Source organism: Microcoleus sp. BROC3 (assembly GCF_036702515.1).
Lineage (GTDB): Bacteria > Cyanobacteriota > Cyanobacteriia > Cyanobacteriales > Microcoleaceae > Microcoleus.
Genome location: NZ_JAUBTQ010000001.1, coordinates 180,855 through 201,294, shown reverse-complemented (window position 1 = coordinate 201,294; position 20,440 = coordinate 180,855). Strand labels below are relative to the sequence as shown.

Genomic DNA, 20,440 nt, shown 5'->3' with positions numbered 1-20,440 from the left:
TAATCCCAGCACAGGGATAAATGTCATGTTCAACCAGCTTAATGATTGTAGCGACTAACTCAAAGGGCGATCGAGAATTCATTTCTTTAGCCTGACAACTGCTTCAAACTTAGAAAACTAATCGGGGTAATTATACCATGCCACAACTATTTCCTAATTCAATCAATGCACTTGGCAATCCTCCCCAAAATCAAGGCGCAGCGGGCAACCAACCTCCCCAAAATCAAGGCGCAGCGGGCAACCAACCTCCTCAAAATCAGACCGAAGCGGGCAATCCTCCTCCCCAAAATCAGGGGGCACAACTTACGAATTCTGCTTTACCTCCCCAAAACCAAACTCCACCCCCTCCGCCAGCTAACAGTATTAGCACCACAGCAGGAAACGACAATATTACCGGAGATAGTTTAGATAACTTCATCCTCGGTAGTAGTGGCACTGATACCATAATTGGAGGAGCAGGCACAGATACAATTAGCTATCTTTCCCTCGGCAGCGCCATTACCATTAAGGCTAAGGGTATTGTAGATAAAGGCGCAGCCGGTACAGATACCATGCAAAATATAGAACAAATAATTGCTCCTTTGCGACAGACTAATACCATCGATGCTTCTACAGGTAGTGGCACAGCTTCTATGGATGTGGATTTGTCGCAGAATCGTTTGGCGGTTAACAATTTACCCGGTATCGGCACTCTGAATTTTACTGTAGAGAATTTCGTTAATGTCACAGGAACTCCGAATGTAGATGTCCTTACCGGAAACATCCAAAACAATTCTTTAGTAGGAGGAGATGGTAACGATACACTCTCGGGTTTGCGCGGCAATGATACCCTGATTGGAGTAAATCCATTGAGTGCTACACCGGGAAGCAATGATACGGATGTGCTGATTGGGGGTCGGGGTAGAGATATTTTTGTTCTCGGTAATGCGGCAATTAGCTACTATCAGGGAACAGGAGTTGCACTGATTCAGGATTTCCAACAGGGAATCGATCGCATTCAGTTACGCGGGAGTCTCTCTGACTACAATATTGTTGGTAACTCCATCAATTTGGCTGGTACATCTGACCAAATTGCTGTAATTCAAGGCGGATTTACTCCTGATAGTTTCCTGTTTGTGTAATATCAATTCCGGCTGCAACCCTTATGATACCCAGGACACGGGACTGCCGTGTCCTAATTTCTTCTTCCTACTTCTTCCTTCGTGATAAGAGCGCTTACGCGCCGCTTCGCTAACGCACCTCGAAGCGTTTCAATCAAACCAATTATTCCTGTCGGAAATAAGTAAAAGCCCTAATTTTCTGCAATTACCGATCGCCCTTTAATCCAATCGAGTAAAATAGGATTGACCAATTCCGGCGCTTCATCTTGCGGGCAGTGTCCCACTCCCTCCAAAGGAATAAACTTTTCAACAGCCGGAAACTTTGCCAATTCTCGCCCCAATGCGATCGGCTCCCAAGGGTCGTCCGTACCCCACAAAATCAAAGCCGGACAGCTCAAACGCGGCAACAAATCCTCCGGTAGCGGGCCTTGAGAATAACTGATAAATGCTACAAATACTTCGACTGCGCCGCTGTCTTTGGCAGGTTCCAGCAGCATATTTACCAGTTCGTCGCTGACAGCTTCAGGACGGCGATATGCTTGCAAAAGCACTTTTTTTACTGTTTTTGGCGTTGCTAATTGTTTAAAAAATAATTGGCTTATCCACTTGACATTTAAAACTTTTTGTGCGATTGGCGCTCCAAAACTGCGATACCAAGGCAATTCGGCGCGTTTGCGATCGTGCAGCAACCGCAAGGAACAATTGAGTAAAATTACGCCAGAAGCAATATCGGGAAAATCCACAGCGGCTTGCATAATTGCCACACAGCCGATCGAATTTCCCACCAAAAAAGCCGGCCCGCCCGCAACTTCCCGACAAAAATCAGCAATTAGCTGTCCCCAAGTTTCAAAAGTATAGTCAATTTCAAGCTTGGGCGCGGGTTTAGCAGAACCACCAAAACCGATGAGGTCGATCGCATAACAGCGGCAATCAGCAGCCAGCGCCGGCAAATTCTTGCGCCAGTGGCCCCAAGACGCACCAAAACCGTGGACAAACACCACCGCAGGCCCCTGGGAACCCGCAGCCTGGTAGCAAATGGGAAAGCCTTTCCACAGCCAAGTTTGAGGTGCAGTAACTGTTGACGAAGTGGGAGTAGAAGATGTCATGCGATTTTAGATTTTAGATTTTAGATTTTAGATGAATGCAAGGCTGCAAAAGACTCAAGTCATTACTACAAACCGTATCGCAATTCGAGGCAACCGCTAGGACATAAATCCCAAACCCTCTTCCCTCCTCCCTCTGCGCCCTCTGCGCCCTCTGCGGTTAATTCCTCTTCCTTCTTCCTTTGCAGTTAGAGCCGATATTATGTCACGATTAAACCTGCTGACTTCTTTGCTGTATTAAAATTTCCCTTATGCCAACGATCGTTTCCACTGCTGTCGTACCGTTTCTGGGGTCAGAAATCGTACCAGACTACGACACCGCCAAAGTAGTAATCTTGCCAATTCCCTACGAAGCTACCACCACTTACCGCCGGGGGTGCGAAAACGGGCCCGCTAAACTTCTAGAAGCTTCTCATCAACTCGAGTGCTACGACGAAGAATTGGACTCCGAAGTTTGCTACGATGTCGGAATTTATACACAAGAGCCGATCGCCGATACCCGCAACAGGCAACCGGTTTCATCCTCAGAAATGCTGCGAGTCACCCAAGCCGCAGTGCATCAGCTAGTTACCGAAAATAAATTTGTCATCTCCCTCGGAGGCGAACACAGCATCACTGCCGGCGTTGTCGAAGGTTATCGCCAAGCATACCCAAACGAACCTTTCACAGTCGTGCAAATCGATGCCCACGGCGACTTGCGCCACGAGTACGAAGGCTCGATCCACAACCACGCCTGCGTGATGCGGCGTATTGTAGATATGGGCTTACCGACACTGCAAATCGGGATTCGGGCTATCTGCAAGGAAGAAGCAGACTTGATTAAAGCAAAACAGCTAAACGTGATTCGAGCCAGAGAAATCGCTACTCAACCGGATTGGGCCGATCGGGCAATTGCCAGCATCACAACTAAGCGAGTCTTTTTGACGATCGACTTAGACGGTATCGATCCGACTTTAATTCCAGGGGTGGGAACACCGGAACCGGGCGGGTTAAATTGGTATTCCCTCACCGGATTTTTGCGCCGCATCTTCGAGTCCTACGAAGTAATCGGGTGTGACATTATGGAATTAGCACCTATTGTAGATTCTGTAGTCTCAGAATTTACCGCCGCCAAATTAGCATACAAACTTATTGGATACCAAGCTCTGGCTCAAGGTTGGCTAAAGCCAGACGAGGAATAAAGCGCGAAGTACGAACCACAATAGGCTGTTGGCAAGGCTAGAATTAAGTTAAAGCCAAACAACAGCCAATTTTATTCGTGCTGACAGTTTCATCTTTCATGCTGGCAAATACTGCTCTTCACCTCCTGAAAACATGAGTTTACTAATCGATACAACCGGTACTCCCATTAACGGCTACGCTCCCGATTTTGAACTGCCGGGAGTGGACGAAGAAGTTCACCATTTAGCTCGATATTTAGAAAAATTTCGGGCGATAGCGGTGATATTTATGTGCAATCATTGCCCTTACGTGCAGTTGTATCTCAATCGTATGAAAGAACTTCAAGCAGATTTTCAAGATCGAGATGTTACTTTAATCGGGATTAATGCTAATGATGCAAACCAGTATCCCGACGACAGTTTTGAGAACATGAAAATTTTTGCCGCCAACAATCAACTCAACTTCCCGTACATCCGAGATGTTGCTCAAGATGTGGCTGAAAGTTTTGGGGCTTCTAAAACGCCGGAGGTTTTTTTGTTAGACCAAGACGGCAAACTGCGCTATAAAGGTTTAATTGACGACAACGCTGACGATCCGGCGGCGGTGCAGGTTTCTTATCTGCGGAGTGCGATCGACCAATTGCTCAACAGCCAACCCGTTGAGCCTTCAACTACAGAGGCGATAGGCTGTTCCGTCAAATGGCGAGCATAGGCAGATTTAAAATTAACGTTCCGGCAGTAATTATTAACTGGTTCCCTGGCTGTGCCTGGGAACCTATTTCCAGAGGCTCTGCCTCGTCAAAGACTGGAGGCAAATTGGAGGTACAGCCTCCGAATCTGCTTTACCAGGCAGAGCCTGGTAAGGAGTAAAAAGATTCAAAACAATTTTCTGTGAACTTAAAAAGTAGACGTATTCCCAACTTAATTCTCGCAGTCGCCTTCATGCTAGCACTGCTGATTAGTTGGAACTTATTTAAGAACTTTTCCTCAGTCGATACGCCGCAGCGCACCTCCTTAAACGTATCCGCTGCTATCAGTCTCTCGAAAGCTTTAGGGGAAATCAAAGCTGTTTATCAAAGCAGTAATCCGAATTTTACTATTATTTATAATTTTGGTGCTTCCGGTGCTCTAGAACAGCAAATTCAGCAAGGCGCTCCCGTAGATGTATTTTTCAGCGCCGCCACCAACCCAATGGATGCTTTGCAGCAATCTAACCTGCTAATTAACGACACGCGCCGCAATTTGCTGACAAATCGCCTGGTTTTGATTACTCCTAAAAACGGCGTAGCTTTGAGCGATTTCAAACAGTTGACAGATGCCAGAATCAAGAAAATTGCGATCGGCGAACCGAAAAGTGTACCTGTGGGCCAATACGCTCAGGAAATGTTAACTAAGCTTGGATTGTGGCAGCAACTCCAGCCAAAATTAGTGCTAGGAAATAACGTCCGCCAAGTGCTCACATTTGTCGAAAGCGGTAACGTTGATGCTGGCATAGTTTATGCGACTGACGCCACAGCCTCCGACAAAGTAACGGTGTGGCTAACGGCGGAAGAAAATTTGCACTCGCCCATTGTTTATCCGCTGGCAGTTATCAGAAACAGCCGCAATCCGGCTGCTGCGAAAGCGTTTGTTGACTTTTTGGCGGGCGATCGCGCTAAAATAGTATTTCAGAAATACGGATTTGGCATAGTTCGATAACTAACTAATTAGGGATTTTTTACCGCTGATGAAAGCAGATAAGCGCTGATTAACGCGGATGTATTTATAGATGGAATTTGATATTTCTCCGCTCTGGATATCTCTAAAAGCCTCCGCTATTGCGACATTTAGCACCTTTTTTCTGGGAATAGCGGCCGCCCGGTGGATGCTTTCAACTCGCATCAGAGGTAAAGCTTTGATTGAAGGCATTTTAATTTCTCCCTTAGTTTTGCCGCCGACTGTAGTGGGATTTTTGCTGCTGCTGCTGTTTGGGAGAAATGGGGCGATCGGGCAATTTTTGCTACAATTCGACTTAACTATAATTTTCACTTGGCAAGCCGCCGCTATTACTGCCACAGTTGTATCATTTCCCCTCATGTACAAAACTGCTTTGGGAGCTTTTGAGCAAATTGATGCCAATCTTCTCAATGCAGCCCGCACTTTGGGAGCCTCGGAGTGGCAAGTCTTTTGGCGGATTATGTTGCCGCTAGCATGGCCGGGAATTTTAGCAGGAACTATTCTCGCATTTGCTCGCGCTTTGGGTGAATTCGGCGCGACGTTGATGTTAGCGGGGAATATTCCCGGACAAACTCAAACTATCCCGATGGCAATTTATTTTGCTGTGGAAGCTGGGGAGATGAGGCAAGCTGCTATTTGGGTTTTGATTATTCTGAGTATTTCTCTGAGCGTGCTAACTGCTGTTAATTTTTGGACTGATTTACAAAAGAGATCGCCCAAACCGAATTCGAGCCAAAGACTGCAATCAAATCTTCCTCAAGTCGCGTCTACTTATACCACCAATTCCCAAAAAAAACAACCGAAAAGCGGACTTTGTTTAAGCATTTTTAAACCTCTCTCCAGCTTTGCCTTGGATGTCGGCTTCGATATCGGCCCGGAAGTGCTGGGAATTTTGGGCGCGTCGGGTTCCGGCAAAAGCATGACTCTGCGCTGCATCGCTGGTTTGGAAACTCCCAGCAGCGGTAAAATTGTAGTCAACGGCAAGGTTTTATTTGACTCAGCACAGGGCATTAATGTAGCTTCTAAAGACCGCCGGATCGGTTTTTTGTTTCAAAACTATGCTTTATTTCCTCACCTGACTGTTGCTCAAAATATTGCGTTTGGCTTGCAGCATTTATCTGAAAGCGAGCAAAAACTTCGGGTAAAAGAACAACTAATTTCGGTACAAATGTCGGGACTCGAAAACCGCTACCCGCAGGAACTTTCGGGGGGCCAACAGCAGCGGGTGGCTTTGGCGAGGGCGATCGCCCCTTCTCCCGATTTGCTGCTGTTAGATGAACCGTTTTCTGCTTTGGACACTCACTTGCGCAGTCAACTGGAAGGGGAGTTAATGCAGACTCTGGCTAATTATCGGGGAATTACTTTGTTTGTCAGCCACAATTTAGAGGAAGTTTACCGGGTGTGCAAAAATCTGTTGGTGTTGGCTTCGGGAAAGCCGATCGCCTTTGATACCAAAGAGAACATTTTCGATCGCCCTCCCAACTTCACTGTCGCCCAGTTGACGGGCTGCAAGAATTTCTCAGCAGCTAAACCGATCGCAGAAACTCTCGTGGAGGCGATCGACTGGGGCTCTACTCTGACTGTAGTCGAACCAATTCCCCAATCTCTAGTTTCTGTGGGAATTCGGGCTCATCAACTGATTTTTGTTAGGGGGTGCGATCGTGAAAATACTTTTGCTTGTTGGATCGCCTCGACAGTGGAAACTCCGCACCGAGTGACATTATATCTCAAATTGCACTCGCCTCCCAATGATTCCCAAGATTATCACTTGCAAGCCGAAGTTTTCAAGGAAAAGTGGAGGGCTATTAAGGACAATCATTTTCCCTGGTATGTTCATTTCGAGCCAATTAGGTTAATATTAATGGAAGCCTGAGTTAACTAGCAATATACCGTTAACACTCAACACTCAACAGTTAACTGTCAACACTCAACAGCTAAATACATCTTAACCCAACCTCAAATTATGACTGAAAAAGTTCAAAAAACCGACGCTGAATGGCAACAACAACTCACGCCAGAACAGTTTAAAGTCACCCGCAAAAAAGGAACGGAAAGAGCTTTTAGTGGCGAATATCACGACAACAAAAAACCAGGAACTTATAAGTGTATTTGCTGCGGCACTGAGCTATTTAAATCAGAAACAAAGTTCGATTCCGGTACCGGTTGGCCGAGTTTCTACGCTCCCGTTAGCGAAGAAAATGTCAAGTGCGAGTCGGATAATACCTTGTTTATGCGCCGAACAGAGGTACTGTGCGCTGTTTGCGACGCTCATCTCGGTCACGTATTTAACGACGGGCCGAAACCTACCGGTCAGCGTTACTGCATGAATTCTGCTGCTCTTAATTTCGTCCCCAAGGATTGATTCTTTTAGAGGCTAGCTAGAAGCCCAACCCCTACTCCCCACAAAAAATCAATCCGGTTGTGGAACAGGCATCTTGCCTGTTCACCTAGCATTCACTGAGAAAAAATCAATCCGGTTGTGGAACAGGCATCTTGCCTGTTCACCTAGCAGTCCACGCCACAAACAAATTCTCTTGCAGCACAAGCAGGATGCCTGTTCCGCGCAATTGATGTTCAAAATGCACCCGTACTGCTATCTTATGGTGGAGGCAAAAAGAGTAAAAAAATAGTGGCGGCATGGGGATGGTATATCAGCGAGTTTTGCTGAAGCTCAGCGGTGAAGCGCTTATGGGCAGCTTGGGCTACGGCATCGATCCGGTAGTCGTTCAGTCGATCGCCCAGGAAGTTGCCAAAGTCGTGTCGCAAGGCATTCAAATCGCGATTGTTGTCGGTGGCGGCAACATTTTTCGCGGGGTGAAAGCTGCTTCGGCAGGGATGGATCGGGCAACGGCTGATTATGTGGGCATGATTGCGACGGTGATGAATGCTATCACTTTGCAGGATGCCCTGGAACAAGCAGGAGTGCCAACGAGGGTGCAATCGGCGATCGCCATGCAAGAAGTAGCTGAACCCTACATCCGGCGGCGGGCAATTCGCCACCTCGAAAAAAAACGAGTAGTGATTTTTGGTGCCGGTTCTGGCAACCCTTTTTTTACTACTGATACTACAGCCGCTTTGCGGGCGGCTGAAATTGATGCAGAGGTGATTTTTAAAGCTACTAAGGTAGATGGGGTGTACGATTCGGACCCCCACCTCAACCCCAACGCGCGCAGGTATCAAACCCTCACCTATGCCCACGTCTTGAATCAAGATTTGCGGGTGATGGACAGTACGGCGATCGCCCTTTGCAAAGAAAATAATATTCCTATTATGGTATTTGACCTCTCGGTGTCGGGCAACATCTACCGAGCTGTAATGGGAGAATCTATTGGAACTCTTGTCGGAGGTTTTTGTGAAGTTAGCTGACGCAGAAGATCATATGCAAAAGGCAGTTGAGGCTACTCAACGGTCTTTTAATACTATTCGGACGGGACGGGCCAACGCCTCTCTCCTCGATCGAGTCATGGTAGACTACTACGGCTCTCCAACTCCGATCAAATCCCTTGCCAACATCGGCACCCCGGATGCGACTACGATCACCATTCAACCGTTCGATCGCACAGCGCTCAACTCGATCGAAAAAGCAATTTCCCTGTCCGATGTAGGACTCGTTCCCAACAACGACGGTTCAGTTATTCGCTTGAACATTCCGCCGCTGACGAGCGACAGACGCCAAGAATTTGTCAAAATGGCCGCGAAGTTTGCTGAAGAAGGTAAAGTTGCAATTCGCAATATCCGCCGCGATGCCGTTGACTCGATTCGCAAGCAGGAAAAAAGCAGCGATATCTCTAAAGATGAATCCCGCGACTTGCAAGATAAAATTCAAAAGCTGACGGACAAGTACGTTGCCAAAATAGAAGAAGTTCTGGCAGCGAAAGAGAAAGATATCACGACAGTTTAGGGAATGGGAAATTGGGCATGGGGAGTAGGAATAGTTTTGAGATTGCCAACAGGCGGCCGCAAACAACGCGCCGACGTTAGATGAGTTGTCAGTTGTGAGTTAAAAACTCAAGATTTAACACTCATAAGTTACCAATTCTCCGTTCCCCATCACCAATTACCCATCACCAATTACCCATAACCGAAAATGTTTGATTGCATTATTGTCGGTGCAGGCCCTGCAGGTAGCACAGCAGCTTATCACCTGGCAAAGCAGGGACGTTCTGTTTTGGTAGTAGAAAAAGCATCTTTGCTCCGCAATAAACCTTGTGGCGGCGGCGTTTCTGGGACGATCGCTCAATGGCTCGATTTTGACCGGACGCCAGCTATTTCTCTGAAAGCTAGTAAAATTAGCTACACCTGGAAAATGGGAAACCCGGTGAAAGTTGAGATAGATTCGCCAATTTCGATGGTACAGCGAGATGTATTTGACGATTTTTTAATTAAACAAGCTCAAAAAACTGGTGAGGAAATTGAAGAATCTACAGAAGTCACAGAAGTCAAAGAAATTGAGTTTAAAATTTATGTTTGGGAAGTTAAAACTAACTCAGAACCCGTTTCCGACCGCTATTTGATTGCTGCTGACGGTGCCGGCGGGTCGATGACTAAGTGGCTGGGATTGAAAGAACCAAAACTCTGTTTGAGCGCCTGTTTAGAAACTCGCTCAATCAAGGGCGATGCCATCTATTTCGATTTTGCTACTATAAAAAAAGGTTTTATCTCGAGTTCTCCCAAAGCTGACGGCTACTCTTTGAGTATTGCTGCGATGCGGGGCGACAAGCCAAAAGATATCGAGAAAATTTTGCCCAACTACGCAACTAAGTGCGGTGCGGATATTAGTGTCAGCAACGTGCGGAAACACCCCAGGAGTTTGTGGGATGGCGATCGCCAATTGCACTCGCAAAATGCGCTGCTTGTAGGAGACGCCGCCAGTCTCGCCGATCTCCTCTCCGGCGACGGGATTCGACCTGCCCTATTTAGCCTATTTAAGGCTGCTCAGGGGATATATCGAACTCTTGGAGGTGCCGGCGACGCTAAGAAGCATTACACTAAATCGATCGCCGAACAATGGGGAACTGATATGGTTTGGGCCTGTCGCTGGGCTGGGGCATTCAATCAGTTTACAGGAACTGCTTGCAGAGCGGGTCTCAAATTAGCGATCGCTGCTGGCGTTGACGAGCAAAATTTTGCGTGGTGAACTGCGTTATGGCGATATCGCTAACCCTGCTCTTAAAAAGCTGATGCCATTTTAGAACGAAGGAAGTTCGGCAACGGATTTAACGGATGGATTTTGAGGATCGAGGTGAAGAAAGAATAGAAAATATTCTTAAATCCCAATTCCTTATTCTCAATTCCTCATTCCCAATAGCGGTAAGGTGCGACCCTAAGCACCCTAGATAATTAGGTTCTGCGTAAATCCTGTAAAATCTAAAATCTAAAATCTAAAATCTAAAATCAAATGATAATTTATTTTTATAAAGTAGAGGAGCCTTACGGCTGCTTTTCTAATTTTTCACTACACGAAATTAGCCTGTACGGTCAAGATTGGTTGACTGTAGAACATTACTATCAAGCCCAAAAATTTGTCACCGTTGATGAAAGATTAGTGGCGGCGATTCGAGCCGTAGCAACTCCTCAGGAAGCTGCCAAATTAGGTCGCGATCCCAACCACCAGATGCGCGCTGATTGGGAAGCTGTGAAAATTCCTATTATGCGCGAAGCAGTTTTAACTAAGTTTCTCGCTCATACAGACATTCAAGCTATTCTCCTCGCCACAGGGGATCGAGTGATTGTTGAGGATTCGCCAACGGATTATTATTGGGGGTGCGGCTGCGACCGCACCGGCCAAAATCATTTGGGTAAAATTCTGATGAGCGTGCGCAGCGAGATTTGTCAGCACCAGGGGAGCTGACAAATCTCAAATTCTTTCGTTAATGCTCATTATATGAAGTTATACAAACAAATGTCAAACTATCCTCACAATCAATAATTCTGATAGTGAGATTTTAAGATTGCGAGAAATTTATAAGAAGATTAAAATAATAATTATTATTTGCTTAAGTCGCTCTGCTTCTTGAAGGCAAGGACTAAACGGGGGCGATCGCAGATTTTTCTTACCACAGCGCGCCAGAGGGGATACATCGTCGTCTCTCACCACTGCGCCACCGATTGATTGTACAGGTCGGTTGAGTAGAAAACTCAGGCTGAGGCATTTGAGTTTGAGCGATCCAAAAGCCGATCAAAACTTCTTATTATCATTGTATAATTACAAAAGGAGATTTATGCAACTCACAGAAAATACCCAAGAATTACATCGTAAACTAGACAGAGAAGTTTTGGTAAGGCGGATAACTGAACGCATTCGTCAATCTCTAGAATTAGAAGATATTTTAACCAGTACGGTAGCAGAAGTGCGGTCTTTTTTGAAAACAGATCGCATTATGATTTACAGGTTTAGTGCCGACGGCAGTGGAGAAGTTGTTGCTGAGTCAATTAATAACAACCGTCTCCCTTCCTTGAAAGGACTGCACTTTCCCGCAGACGACATTCCCGCGAGCGCGCGAGAGATGTATGTCACTTTGCGCCAGCGGACAATAATAGATGTTAACTCCGGGACGATCGTCCTGAGTCCCCTCGATGCTGCAGACACAGGTCAACCTTTAGTAAATGAAGAGATGCACTACCGATCGCTCGATCCTTGCCACACAGCTTACCTGATGGCCATGGGAGTGCAATCTTCCTTAGTAGTGCCGATTTTGCACCGCAGAAGCGCATCGCAACACAGCAAAACAGATACGATCTGCGATTCCCCTACGTGCCTGACTCGATACGACCCAGGAAACAATCAAAAAATTCACATCGAACTGTGGGGACTTTTAGTGTCTCACCACTGTGCCCCCCTCAATATTTCACCGCCAGATTTAGAAGTAGTTCAGCTCGTATCTGATCAATTGTCTAGCGCCATCGCCCACGCACTCCTCCTCCAGCAAACCCGCTCTCAAGCCGCCCGGGAAGCCACCGTGAGCCGCATAGCAGCCCTGTTGTACGGTCACGTCAACATTCAACTGCAGCAGGGTTTAGAAGCCACAGTCACCGCTTTGGGCGGCAGCGGCGGCAGACTCTATCTGAACCCCCCGAAAATCAACGGTGAAAAGTTATCGGCTGACAATATCGATCGTCGAGGATTTCCAATTGCCGTCAACGATCGCTTTTCGACTCCTGCTGCCATCGGCGATGCTACCTTTGAACTGTTCGTCACAGGCGAGCAACCGACACTTCCCGACTGGGCAAAACTCAGGGCGATCGAAGCTCATCCCCTCTGGCAGGAATGGCTAACCAAAGGATTCCAAAATACCGCAGAGATTCCCAACTTCCCAATTCCTAATACTTCGACTAGGCTCAGTACGAGTTCCCAATTCCCAGTTTGGATAATTACAGACTTATACAAAGAATCTGTATTTAGAGTTTTAGTTCCTGCTTTCCAATCTACTCAAATTCGGGGTTTGCTGGTAATTCCCCTGCACCATAAACAACAAGTAGTCGGTTGTTTGACAGTTTTTCGCAATGCAGTTGATACCGAAAAACTGTGGGCTGGCCGCTTTGACAGCAGCGCTGCACAAATCCTTCCCAGACAATCCTTTGAAGTCTGGCGAGAAATAAAAAAAGGTCAGTCGCCCGAATGGATGTCCGAGGACATCGAGCAAGCTTTAGCTATAGGCAGCCAATTTTGTTCGGCAATTGGGCAGTACGTTCTTTATAAAGAAGTGCAAACTCTGAATGCCAACTTGGAGCGCCAAGTTCAAGAACGCACCGCCCAATTGCAAAAATCTTTGGACTTTGCCAAAGTATTGACGCGAGTTAGAGACCAGATTCGCAGCACCTTAGACTTAAAAACTATACTGCAAACTATTGTGCGAGAAGTGAGAGTTTTGCTCGATACCGATCGCACGGTAATTTACCAATTTGCCGCAGGGCCCGAGGGCGAGGTAGTTGTCGAAGCTGTTCGCGGCCAGTGGCAGTCAATTTTAGGTATCAAATTTCCACAACAAGGGTTGGCGGAAGGCTCAGACTGCTTTTACCGAGCAGGACGGGTGCGAGCAATTAATGATATTTATACTGATGATTTAACGCCCTGTCATCGCGAATTTTTGGAAAAAGTGCAGGTGAGGGGAAGTTTAATTGTGCCAATCGGCAAAGATTCCCATTTTTGGGGGTTGCTGATTGTCCACGAGTGTTCCGGGCCGAGAGTTTGGCAAACAGCAGAACAGGAATTGCTGGAAAATTTGGCTACTCAAGCTGCGATCGCCATTCACCAAGCAGAACTTTATCAAGAAAGTCTCAATGCAGCAGCAGCCGATCGAGCAAAGGCCGAACAGCTAGCTAAAACCTTAACAGAACTGCACAATACCCAAGCCCAACTGATTCAAACCGAGAAAATGTCCAGTCTCGGACAACTGGTGGCGGGGGTCGCCCACGAAATCAATAACCCCGTTAACTTTATCTACGGCAATCTGTCCCACGCCAGCGAATACACCACAGATTTGCTCTGCTTGGTGGAACTCTACCGCCAACACTACCCCAATCCCGACCCAGAAATTAGCGAGTGTTCCGAAGCGATCGACATACAATTTCTGGCCGAAGATTTGCCCAAAATTTTGGGTTCCATGAAAGTCGGAGTTGACCGTATCCGCCAATTAGTTGTATCTTTGCGTAATTTTTCCAGAAGCGATCAAACCGAGAAAAAAGCCGTTGACATTCACGAAGGCATCGAGAATACCCTGTTGATTTTGCAGCACCGGCTCAAAGCTAAATCCGATCGGGAAACAGTAGCAATCATTAAAGAATACGGCAAATTGCCCTTAGTAGAATGCTATGCCAGCTCGCTCAATCAGGTATTTATGAATCTCCTTAGCAATGCCGTTGACGCCCTAGAAATGAGACAAATAGATCGATTTATGAAGCTTCCCTCCAAGGGGGCAAGTGCAGCGGTGACATATTTAAGCTCTCAAAAAATGGCTGTCGAGCCAGTAGATATAAATGCAAGCACCGAGAGTTGTATTCCTGATTTCCCATCCCCTTGCATTCGCATTCGCACCGAATTGATCGATGAAAAAACGGTAGGAATTTGCATTGCCGACAACGGTCACGGCATCCCCAAAGAATTAATCTCTCACATATTTAATCCCTTTTTTACTACTAAACCCGTCGGTCGGGGTACGGGTTTAGGACTGTCTATCAGTTATCAAATTGTAGTTGATAAACACCAAGGCGTACTTAAGTGTGTTTCTGTACCCGGTCATGGTACAGAGTTCTGGATCGAGATTCCCCTGAATTAACTAGAACAACCTAAAAAATTGAATACCCAGATCCCCGACTTCTTTAAGAAGTGGGGGTTCTAACATGGGAGATCAAGAAATTATTTTATCTTCATCGCAGAGAGAGATAATTCGATTCACAAAAGCTTTTAGCTCTGGACAAGCTTTAATCGCAATCATCAGATCGTTGTTTTTCAAAATAGCCATTCCATCAATCACTTTGTTATAGTCTTTTCCGCGTTTTCCAGAGCTAAAAATCTCCTTAATCCAATAGTAAGGTGGCTTTTGATGATTCACTGTTTCAGGCGAACCGCTAGGAGCAGAAAGGTTGTGTTTCGCTAGCTTCTGGATAGTTGTCCAGTAGGGAAGAAGCCATGCTTCAAAATCATGTGATGCTGTGTGAGGATAGAATTTTGGGTTTTTACCTACCCATGTCCTCATTTTCTCTTTAGCATCATTGGCGTCTTTAAAGTCCGGCTTTCCGGTATAAACGTCTGTAAGTGCAATTACAGCATCATAGCCATCATTATCGAGGAGAGTTTCAACTATTTTCTTGAGTTTCCCTTCCTTGGGAATTCCACCATGTTGTGGTTTAAAGTCTAGTCTGGGCATTTTTTGCTCTAAACGACTTTGCAGAAACTCATGAAGCTTCTTTCTAAATGCCATTTCAGTAGCACCTTCAACCAAAATAGCAATTTTCATGGACGGCCACCCATCACATTCATTTCCCAAACCTGGTCAAGACTGTAATCTTCCAACCATTTATCCAGGTTAAGAGTGTCAGCCCACCTCATTTTTGCCTCCCCTTCTTCCAAATCGCAGACCAAAATCTCGCTTGGATTGAGAAATCTGATGAGTCTATCTGAGTGTGTGGCAACTATCAGTTGAGTGTGTTTTGAAGCTTCTCTCATTAGATAAACTAAGTGTCTTAATAGTTCCGGGTGTAGGCTAACTTCTGGTTCGTCTAGCAACGTAATAGTTGTTAAAGTTTGACTTTGCAGGAGCGCAACCAACCAGAGGAAGCGCAGCGTTCCCTCTGATAGCTCATGGACATAGAAAGCCTGAGGAAAATTTCTATCTGTCCAAGTCATAGACATAGTTCCTGCGGCAACCGGAGGAAAGTTTAATCGATCGAAATCTGGAAAGGCAGCAGAAATGATATTTTCAACCATTTCAAAACTGTCTCGATCGGTTTCCCGAAGGTCATAAAGACAGGAAACCAGGTTTTCACCGCTTGCTCCAGGCAACTTTGCAGGGCGCATTGCTTGAGGTAAACGAATTGGACTTTTCTCTGAAACATCGAGTGCTCCATAATATGTGCAAGAAGCAAGGCTCTTTCTCAGGTTCTCTGGTTCGCGATACATTTTAGGAACTTGAGAAAGGGATGTTTCAAGAGGATTGTGCTCCCAATCCGGTCTCAAAAGTCCACTGCGTTCTTGAAAATATTTAACATCCAAACCTTGTGATTCAATATACTTGAATGGTTCAGCTCTGTTGGGATTTCTCTGCTGTGTTAAAGATTCATCTCTAACTTCATAAGATAAACCTTTAGGTGACAATGTTAAGCTGTACTTCAAAGGTTGTTCCTTTGGTACTTGCATTGAAATTTCAATTTCAAGTTCTTGTACTTTACCTCTTGTCAAAATTTCATTCAAGCCGCCTTTAAGTTGCAATAAATTCTGTAAATTTCCACTTGCTGAAGCGGCTAGTATTGAAAGAACATCTAAAAAAGAAGTTTTTCCTGCTCCGTTTGCACCAATCATGACGATGAGATTTCTCATCTCAAGCTCAATATTTTGAAGACGCCGAAAACCCCTTACTGATATATTTTCAAATCTATTCATACTACTAACCATCATTACTATCAATAGTTAAACTAGCCTAGACAGATATATCCAGACTACGCTAAGTATACCTGCCTTACAGACATTAGGGGTTTAGTAAAGCCAGATGGGTGTATGAAACGCTCTGCATCGCTTGGGTTGGCGCAGCATGAAAAGTCGTTGGAGCAGGCCGTTCACAAGTCTTTAAGGCAAGATCAACTTGACTAGCACAGAACCGATCGAACCGAGAAGACTCATAAAGTTGCCACCGCCCCCCGTGCCGGGTTCCGTAGGCTTTTGGCGTGCAACAATGGCTTCGGCTAACTGCTTTGACAATTCCTGACCTTGAGGATTTCCTTGAGTGGCAAAGAGTTGGTTTGCTCTGGCCGCGTCTTGAGCCGCACCGCCGAAGTCTCCCAAGTCAGCGCGAGACATACTGCGGGCAAAATAAACGGCGGCTAAATCCGATTTCAAATTCAGGGCTTGATTGTAATAATCAATGGCGTTTCTGTAGTTTCCCGCTTGAGCTTCCAGCACTCCCAACCGGTAGAAGTCTTCAGCGGTGCCGATATTGGTTGGCATTCCTCTAACTCCGAGCAGTTGCGCGTTAGTTAAATTGGCGTTGAGCAAATTGGCGTCGCTGAGATAGGCGCTTCTCAAGTCAGCACCGCTGAGGTTCGCACCGCTGAGGTTAGCCCCCGTCAGGTTCACGCCAAACAGACTGGTGCCGCTGAGGTTGGCTCCGCTGAGGTCAGCCCCGGTGAGGTTGGCTCGGCTGAGGTTAGCCAACCTCAAGTCAGCACCTTTGAGATTGGCTCCTGTTAAGTTGGCTAAAACCAAGCCAGCACTGCTGAGGTCGCAGTTGGGGCACTCTCGGGTGGCTAGTAATTGTTGCGTGTGTTGGATGTTCTCGGCAGATGCAGGAGCGATCGGGGCGATCGAGCTCAGCAGCGTTACAGCAGCGAGGATTCTGAGTTTCATTTTAACCGTCCAAAATCCAAAATATTAAATCTAAAATAGCTTTTCTCGAAGCAATTGAAAATCACCATAACACAACTTCACCCAACAAATCTTTTGACTCGCCGTATGTAGGAGTTTTGTGCGCCATCAGCACCCTAAATTGAAGTTCTGAACCTTACCTGAGTGTCAAATAAACACTTCCCTACCAATAAATTAGGGTAATGAATGACTCATTACCCTTTAGCCGCTGTTCTCGGCAACCATAAAAATTAACAAATAAATTAGTCGTGAATCGTGCCGTCGGGCATCGTCGTACCCTTAAGATATACTCCGCTCAAGTTGACTTTTGTAAGGTTTGCTCCCAGCAGGTTTGCCCCGCTTAAGTCTGACGCACTTAAAATCGCTTCAGTCAAGTCTGCCCTAATTAGGCTTGCTCCCATTAAGTCGGCTCCGCTGAGGTCTACTTTGCTCAAGTTGGCCCCAATTAAATCGCATTCTGTCAGAACCGCCCTGCGCAAGTTTACTGCGTAAAGATTTACTCCGTGCAGGTCTGCACGGCAGAGTGTTGCCCGAGATATGTTGGCTCCAATTAAAGTTGCTTGTATCAGGGAAGCTCTGCTCAAGTCTGCTTTGCTGAGATTGGCTCCGATCAACTCAGCTCGATTCAGGTTAGCTTCAGCTAAAAGTGCTTCTGTGAGGTCGGCTCCACCTAAGTCTGCTTTGCTCAAATTAATCTTGCACAAATTGGCTTTGCCAAAGTTGACTCTGTTGAGTTTGGCTTTTCTGAGATTGGCTCCAATCAGGTCGGCTTCATACAGATTGGCTCCAATCAATTCTGCTTCGTAAAGGTAAACCTCGTGCAGGTAGACCCCGCTAAAATTTCTTTCTCCTATTGCGTATAGCTTGAGCAGTTCGTCAACGTTCATTATGGCTTCTCTACACCTTTTAAATGAAGAATACTCTCAGTAAGCTGGTTGCACCGGATGTTCTGCCATTTTAGATTCTGAAAGATTCGCACCCAGCGCGAGAGATCCCTCAATCTGCAAGGTTTGAGAATAAATTAGACGGTTTGGGGAGGGTGTGAAGGACAAAGCTGCATTCTCAGTCCTGGACGCACGCTAATCAAAAAAACCCGCTCGATTGTTGTCACGATCGAGCGTAGATGACCAAATGACCTGAAGAAACCGGGTTTTTGCGTCCAAGACTGATTCTGTTTTCCTTTTGATTAAAAATAAACATTTAAAAATTTGAACAACAATGTCGATCGCACTTCCTAACTAAAACCTAAAAATTATAGGTGGAAAGTGCGATCTAATCCATAACTTTTTGTGAATAGTTGAGTTTACTGAGGATTACTGTGACAAGGATCACGAATAAATGTTAGTAGTATCACATAGAAACTACAGTTCCGATCACAGCACGTGGGGAAAAATACCAGGTAGTGTTACTGTAATGCTGGAAAATTCACAATGCCACCCTCGCCGTGTTTTACTCAACTGGCGATCGATCAAGTAGTTTCACAGATACTTGCCCGAGGCAAAAAAGTCGGTTGCAACGTCACTCGGCGCTACCCGCTCCGACCCATGAGAGTGTTTATATATCAGGATTTCTCCCACAGCGAAAGCCAGAACTGCACTTCTGGGAGTAGGGAAATGTCTGTATAAAAATGCGATCGCTGGTGTACAGACCAAGCCTGTTTGCTAGCATTTAATCTCTAAAAAGACTAAAAATCGCCAATACCTTCGCAAAATTTACCAATAAATACCAGGAAAACCATGATATATGTTTAAAACATTAAGAGAATAAATGGTATTCCTTAAAAGTCACATATTGGGACTAATGTTACACTCGCTCAGTTAACTGATATTAGTATCAGCAATGGCGCTTGTCCATAAAATACACAACTGACCGAGACACCGGATTTTTTAGCAAAATACTTCGTTGCAGCCTTTGCTCTCGGTTAAAAAAACCCGGTTTCTGAGTGTCAGAGAGCCTCCAGCACTGAAAAAGTTTAATGAGAGCGCTTTTGTATTGCTTCATTGCAAACAAAAGGCGAGCATTTAGGATAGGAGCGGATTTTGCTCCCTTGTCAAGTCAAACAAAGGTATTGTAGAACGCGAATCGTGAGGTAATTGATATGGCTGGAGTATGTAAACTTAGCATCACAGAGACAATTGAAGAACTAAAAAACCTGTTAACTGAACAAAAAACGGCAAGCGGCTTTCAAAAAATTCAAGCACTTTACCTGTTCAAAATTTGTCATGTTAAGACAGTTAAAGAATTGGCTATGACGATCGGGGTAAATCGAATTACAGTCCAGCGGTGGCTGAGAAAGTACCGCTCTGACGGACTCGAAGGACTCCTCGAAACAAAGCACAGCGGCGGCCGCAAGCCTGCCATTCCTCCTTTGGCCCGCGCTAGTTTGGCAATGCGCCTCAGCGACCCCCAGAAAGGCTTTAAAAGCTATGGAGAAATTCAAGAGTGGTTGCAGCAGGAATACAGCATTGAAGCTTCCTATAAAGCCGTTTATGCAACAGTCAGATACCAGCTCAAAGCCAAGCTGACGAAAGTCTAGACTGTTCGTACCACGTCGGATCGATCACCGCTCATCTAATTGTGTGCAGTCAATCTGTGAAGATGTTGAAGACTTGCGTCGTCACGACAAATCAGACTAATTCTTTTTTAACAAAACGCGCTCTCATAAACTGCAGAGCATATAAATTAGATGTTGTGGCGATGGCGTGAGGGGGAGAAGATTCGAGGTTTTTCCCGCGTTTTTGAAAGATGCTTAAAAAATTGGCCATAAATCATAGCTTGCAAATTGTGTCTAATTTGCAGGTTTTGTGATGTGAATGTAAAAACTGGCAGCGGCTAAGGCAAAAACCGATCCAAAGCCGCTTTCAACTCTTCTATTTCCGTATCGATATTGCCTTCTTTAGCGGCTCTGGCAATGCACTCAGTTAAATGTTCGTCAAGAATGATTCTCGCCACGCGATCGAGCGCGCCTCGAACGGCAGCAACTTGCACGAGAACTTCGGGACAAGGACGGTTTTCTTGCACCATTGTTTTAATGCCGCGGACGTGTCCCTCAATCCGAGACAAGCGATTTACCAGCCGCCGCATGGATTCTTCATCGTGATGGTGAGGGTGTGCCGATCGCTCGTCGTGATGGTGAGAATTTGAGGGCAAGGATGTGTCAGTAGAAGTCTCAGATAGAATCATCGGGGTTACGAGGGAAATTTTAAAAGTTAGAATTCAGAATATGTTGAGTTGGTGCGGACTCGTGACTCATGTATTGTAACTGTCAAAATATATTTAGGATCT

General features: G+C 45.8%; 18 protein-coding genes. 12 read left to right on the top strand and 6 right to left on the bottom strand.

Going from position 1 to position 20,440, the window contains the following annotated elements; all coding sequences use genetic code 11:
* The first annotated feature begins 137 nt into the window (after positions 1 to 137).
* The gene (locus tag QUB30_RS00880; protein WP_333327710.1) at positions 138 to 1,121 is read left to right on the top strand and encodes a M10 family metallopeptidase C-terminal domain-containing protein; all 984 of its coding nucleotides are present in this window, start codon (positions 138 to 140) and stop codon (positions 1,119 to 1,121) included.
* 170 nt (positions 1,122 to 1,291) lie between these two features.
* On the opposite strand, the gene QUB30_RS00875 is transcribed toward QUB30_RS00880, so the two are convergent.
* Positions 1,292 to 2,206 (bottom strand): alpha/beta fold hydrolase, encoded by a 915-nt coding sequence (locus tag QUB30_RS00875; protein WP_333327707.1) that lies wholly within the window; start codon positions 2,204 to 2,206, stop codon positions 1,292 to 1,294.
* Between the two features lie 248 nt (positions 2,207 to 2,454).
* On the opposite strand from QUB30_RS00875, the gene speB reads away from it, so the two are divergent.
* The 10 genes from speB (at position 2,455) to QUB30_RS00825 (ending at position 14,354) form a co-directional block, all read left to right on the top strand.
* Positions 2,455 to 3,384 carry an agmatinase gene (gene speB, locus QUB30_RS00870; RefSeq protein ID WP_333327704.1) on the top strand — a complete coding sequence of 310 codons (930 nt, stop codon included), beginning with the start codon at positions 2,455 to 2,457 and terminating at the stop codon, positions 3,382 to 3,384.
* Positions 3,385 to 3,517: 133 nt separating this feature from the next.
* Positions 3,518 to 4,075 (top strand): thioredoxin family protein, encoded by a 558-nt coding sequence (locus QUB30_RS00865; RefSeq protein WP_333068721.1) that lies wholly within the window; start codon positions 3,518 to 3,520, stop codon positions 4,073 to 4,075.
* 179 nt (positions 4,076 to 4,254) lie between these two features.
* Positions 4,255 to 5,061, top strand: a complete 807-nt coding sequence (modA, locus tag QUB30_RS00860; RefSeq protein ID WP_333327701.1) for a molybdate ABC transporter substrate-binding protein — start codon at positions 4,255 to 4,257, stop codon at positions 5,059 to 5,061.
* Positions 5,062 to 5,131: 70 nt separating this feature from the next.
* The gene (modB, locus tag QUB30_RS00855; protein ID WP_333327698.1) at positions 5,132 to 6,952 is read left to right on the top strand and encodes a molybdate ABC transporter permease subunit; all 1,821 of its coding nucleotides are present in this window, start codon (positions 5,132 to 5,134) and stop codon (positions 6,950 to 6,952) included.
* A gap of 90 nt (positions 6,953 to 7,042) precedes the next feature.
* Entirely contained in the window at positions 7,043 to 7,441 is a 399-nt protein-coding gene (gene msrB / locus QUB30_RS00850; RefSeq protein ID WP_333327695.1) for a peptide-methionine (R)-S-oxide reductase MsrB, read from the top strand.
* 275 nt (positions 7,442 to 7,716) lie between these two features.
* Positions 7,717 to 8,445, top strand: coding sequence for a UMP kinase (gene pyrH / locus QUB30_RS00845; RefSeq protein ID WP_071884014.1), 729 nt, complete (start codon positions 7,717 to 7,719; stop codon positions 8,443 to 8,445).
* Positions 8,432 to 8,980 (top strand): ribosome recycling factor, encoded by a 549-nt coding sequence (gene frr / locus QUB30_RS00840; protein WP_333327692.1) that lies wholly within the window; start codon positions 8,432 to 8,434, stop codon positions 8,978 to 8,980. The genes pyrH and frr overlap by 14 nt, the downstream gene beginning before the upstream one ends.
* A gap of 186 nt (positions 8,981 to 9,166) precedes the next feature.
* Positions 9,167 to 10,216: a geranylgeranyl reductase family protein gene (locus QUB30_RS00835; protein WP_333327689.1), complete on the top strand. Its 1,050-nt coding sequence runs from the start codon at positions 9,167 to 9,169 to the stop codon at positions 10,214 to 10,216.
* Between the two features lie 261 nt (positions 10,217 to 10,477).
* Positions 10,478 to 10,930 (top strand): NADAR domain-containing protein, encoded by a 453-nt coding sequence (locus QUB30_RS00830; protein ID WP_333327686.1) that lies wholly within the window; start codon positions 10,478 to 10,480, stop codon positions 10,928 to 10,930.
* A gap of 370 nt (positions 10,931 to 11,300) precedes the next feature.
* Complete coding sequence (locus QUB30_RS00825; protein WP_333327683.1) at positions 11,301 to 14,354, top strand: GAF domain-containing protein; 3,054 nt, start codon at positions 11,301 to 11,303, stop codon at positions 14,352 to 14,354.
* A gap of 72 nt (positions 14,355 to 14,426) precedes the next feature.
* Here QUB30_RS00825 and QUB30_RS00820 read toward each other — a convergent pair whose 3' ends face one another.
* The 4 genes from QUB30_RS00820 to QUB30_RS00805 form a co-directional block, all read right to left on the bottom strand.
* Positions 14,427 to 15,035 carry a DUF4276 family protein gene (locus QUB30_RS00820; RefSeq protein WP_333327680.1) on the bottom strand — a complete coding sequence of 203 codons (609 nt, stop codon included), beginning with the start codon at positions 15,033 to 15,035 and terminating at the stop codon, positions 14,427 to 14,429.
* Positions 15,032 to 16,177 carry an AAA family ATPase gene (locus QUB30_RS00815; protein WP_333327676.1) on the bottom strand — a complete coding sequence of 382 codons (1,146 nt, stop codon included), beginning with the start codon at positions 16,175 to 16,177 and terminating at the stop codon, positions 15,032 to 15,034. Before QUB30_RS00815 ends, QUB30_RS00820 begins: the two co-directional genes overlap by 4 nt.
* A 183-nt stretch (positions 16,178 to 16,360) precedes the next feature.
* Positions 16,361 to 17,137, bottom strand: coding sequence for a pentapeptide repeat-containing protein (locus tag QUB30_RS00810; protein WP_333327673.1), 777 nt, complete (start codon positions 17,135 to 17,137; stop codon positions 16,361 to 16,363).
* 260 nt (positions 17,138 to 17,397) lie between these two features.
* Positions 17,398 to 18,042: a pentapeptide repeat-containing protein gene (locus tag QUB30_RS00805; protein ID WP_333236733.1), complete on the bottom strand. Its 645-nt coding sequence runs from the start codon at positions 18,040 to 18,042 to the stop codon at positions 17,398 to 17,400.
* A gap of 1,211 nt (positions 18,043 to 19,253) precedes the next feature.
* Between QUB30_RS00805 and QUB30_RS00800 the strand changes: the two genes are divergently transcribed.
* Complete coding sequence (locus QUB30_RS00800) at positions 19,254 to 19,691, top strand: helix-turn-helix domain-containing protein (RefSeq protein ID WP_333327669.1); 438 nt, start codon at positions 19,254 to 19,256, stop codon at positions 19,689 to 19,691.
* Between the two features lie 296 nt (positions 19,692 to 19,987).
* Here the strand turns inward: QUB30_RS00800 and QUB30_RS00795 are convergent, their stop codons facing one another.
* Positions 19,988 to 20,338 (bottom strand): metal-sensitive transcriptional regulator, encoded by a 351-nt coding sequence (locus QUB30_RS00795; RefSeq protein WP_333327665.1) that lies wholly within the window; start codon positions 20,336 to 20,338, stop codon positions 19,988 to 19,990.
* Positions 20,339 to 20,440 lie beyond the last annotated feature (102 nt).

What these genes read in the sequence shown, in the direction of transcription:
- QUB30_RS00795 (WP_333327665.1), bottom strand. Translation starts at nt 20,338, where the DNA reads ATGATTCTATCTGAGACTTCTACTGACACATCCTTGCCCTCAAATTCT.
- QUB30_RS00880 (WP_333327710.1), top strand. Translation starts at nt 138, where the DNA reads ATGCCACAACTATTTCCTAATTCAATCAATGCACTTGGCAATCCTCCC.
- QUB30_RS00805 (WP_333236733.1), bottom strand. Translation starts at nt 18,042, where the DNA reads ATGAACGTTGACGAACTGCTCAAGCTATACGCAATAGGAGAAAGAAAT.
- QUB30_RS00810 (WP_333327673.1), bottom strand. Translation starts at nt 17,137, where the DNA reads ATGAAACTCAGAATCCTCGCTGCTGTAACGCTGCTGAGCTCGATCGCC.
- QUB30_RS00820 (WP_333327680.1), bottom strand. Translation starts at nt 15,035, where the DNA reads ATGAAAATTGCTATTTTGGTTGAAGGTGCTACTGAAATGGCATTTAGA.
- speB (WP_333327704.1), top strand. Translation starts at nt 2,455, where the DNA reads ATGCCAACGATCGTTTCCACTGCTGTCGTACCGTTTCTGGGGTCAGAA.
- QUB30_RS00865 (WP_333068721.1), top strand. Translation starts at nt 3,518, where the DNA reads ATGAGTTTACTAATCGATACAACCGGTACTCCCATTAACGGCTACGCT.
- QUB30_RS00800 (WP_333327669.1), top strand. Translation starts at nt 19,254, where the DNA reads ATGGCTGGAGTATGTAAACTTAGCATCACAGAGACAATTGAAGAACTA.
- QUB30_RS00825 (WP_333327683.1), top strand. Translation starts at nt 11,301, where the DNA reads ATGCAACTCACAGAAAATACCCAAGAATTACATCGTAAACTAGACAGA.
- QUB30_RS00815 (WP_333327676.1), bottom strand. Translation starts at nt 16,177, where the DNA reads ATGAATAGATTTGAAAATATATCAGTAAGGGGTTTTCGGCGTCTTCAA.
- modB (WP_333327698.1), top strand. Translation starts at nt 5,132, where the DNA reads ATGGAATTTGATATTTCTCCGCTCTGGATATCTCTAAAAGCCTCCGCT.
- pyrH (WP_071884014.1), top strand. Translation starts at nt 7,717, where the DNA reads ATGGGGATGGTATATCAGCGAGTTTTGCTGAAGCTCAGCGGTGAAGCG.
- msrB (WP_333327695.1), top strand. Translation starts at nt 7,043, where the DNA reads ATGACTGAAAAAGTTCAAAAAACCGACGCTGAATGGCAACAACAACTC.
- QUB30_RS00875 (WP_333327707.1), bottom strand. Translation starts at nt 2,206, where the DNA reads ATGACATCTTCTACTCCCACTTCGTCAACAGTTACTGCACCTCAAACT.
- QUB30_RS00830 (WP_333327686.1), top strand. Translation starts at nt 10,478, where the DNA reads ATGATAATTTATTTTTATAAAGTAGAGGAGCCTTACGGCTGCTTTTCT.
- QUB30_RS00835 (WP_333327689.1), top strand. Translation starts at nt 9,167, where the DNA reads ATGTTTGATTGCATTATTGTCGGTGCAGGCCCTGCAGGTAGCACAGCA.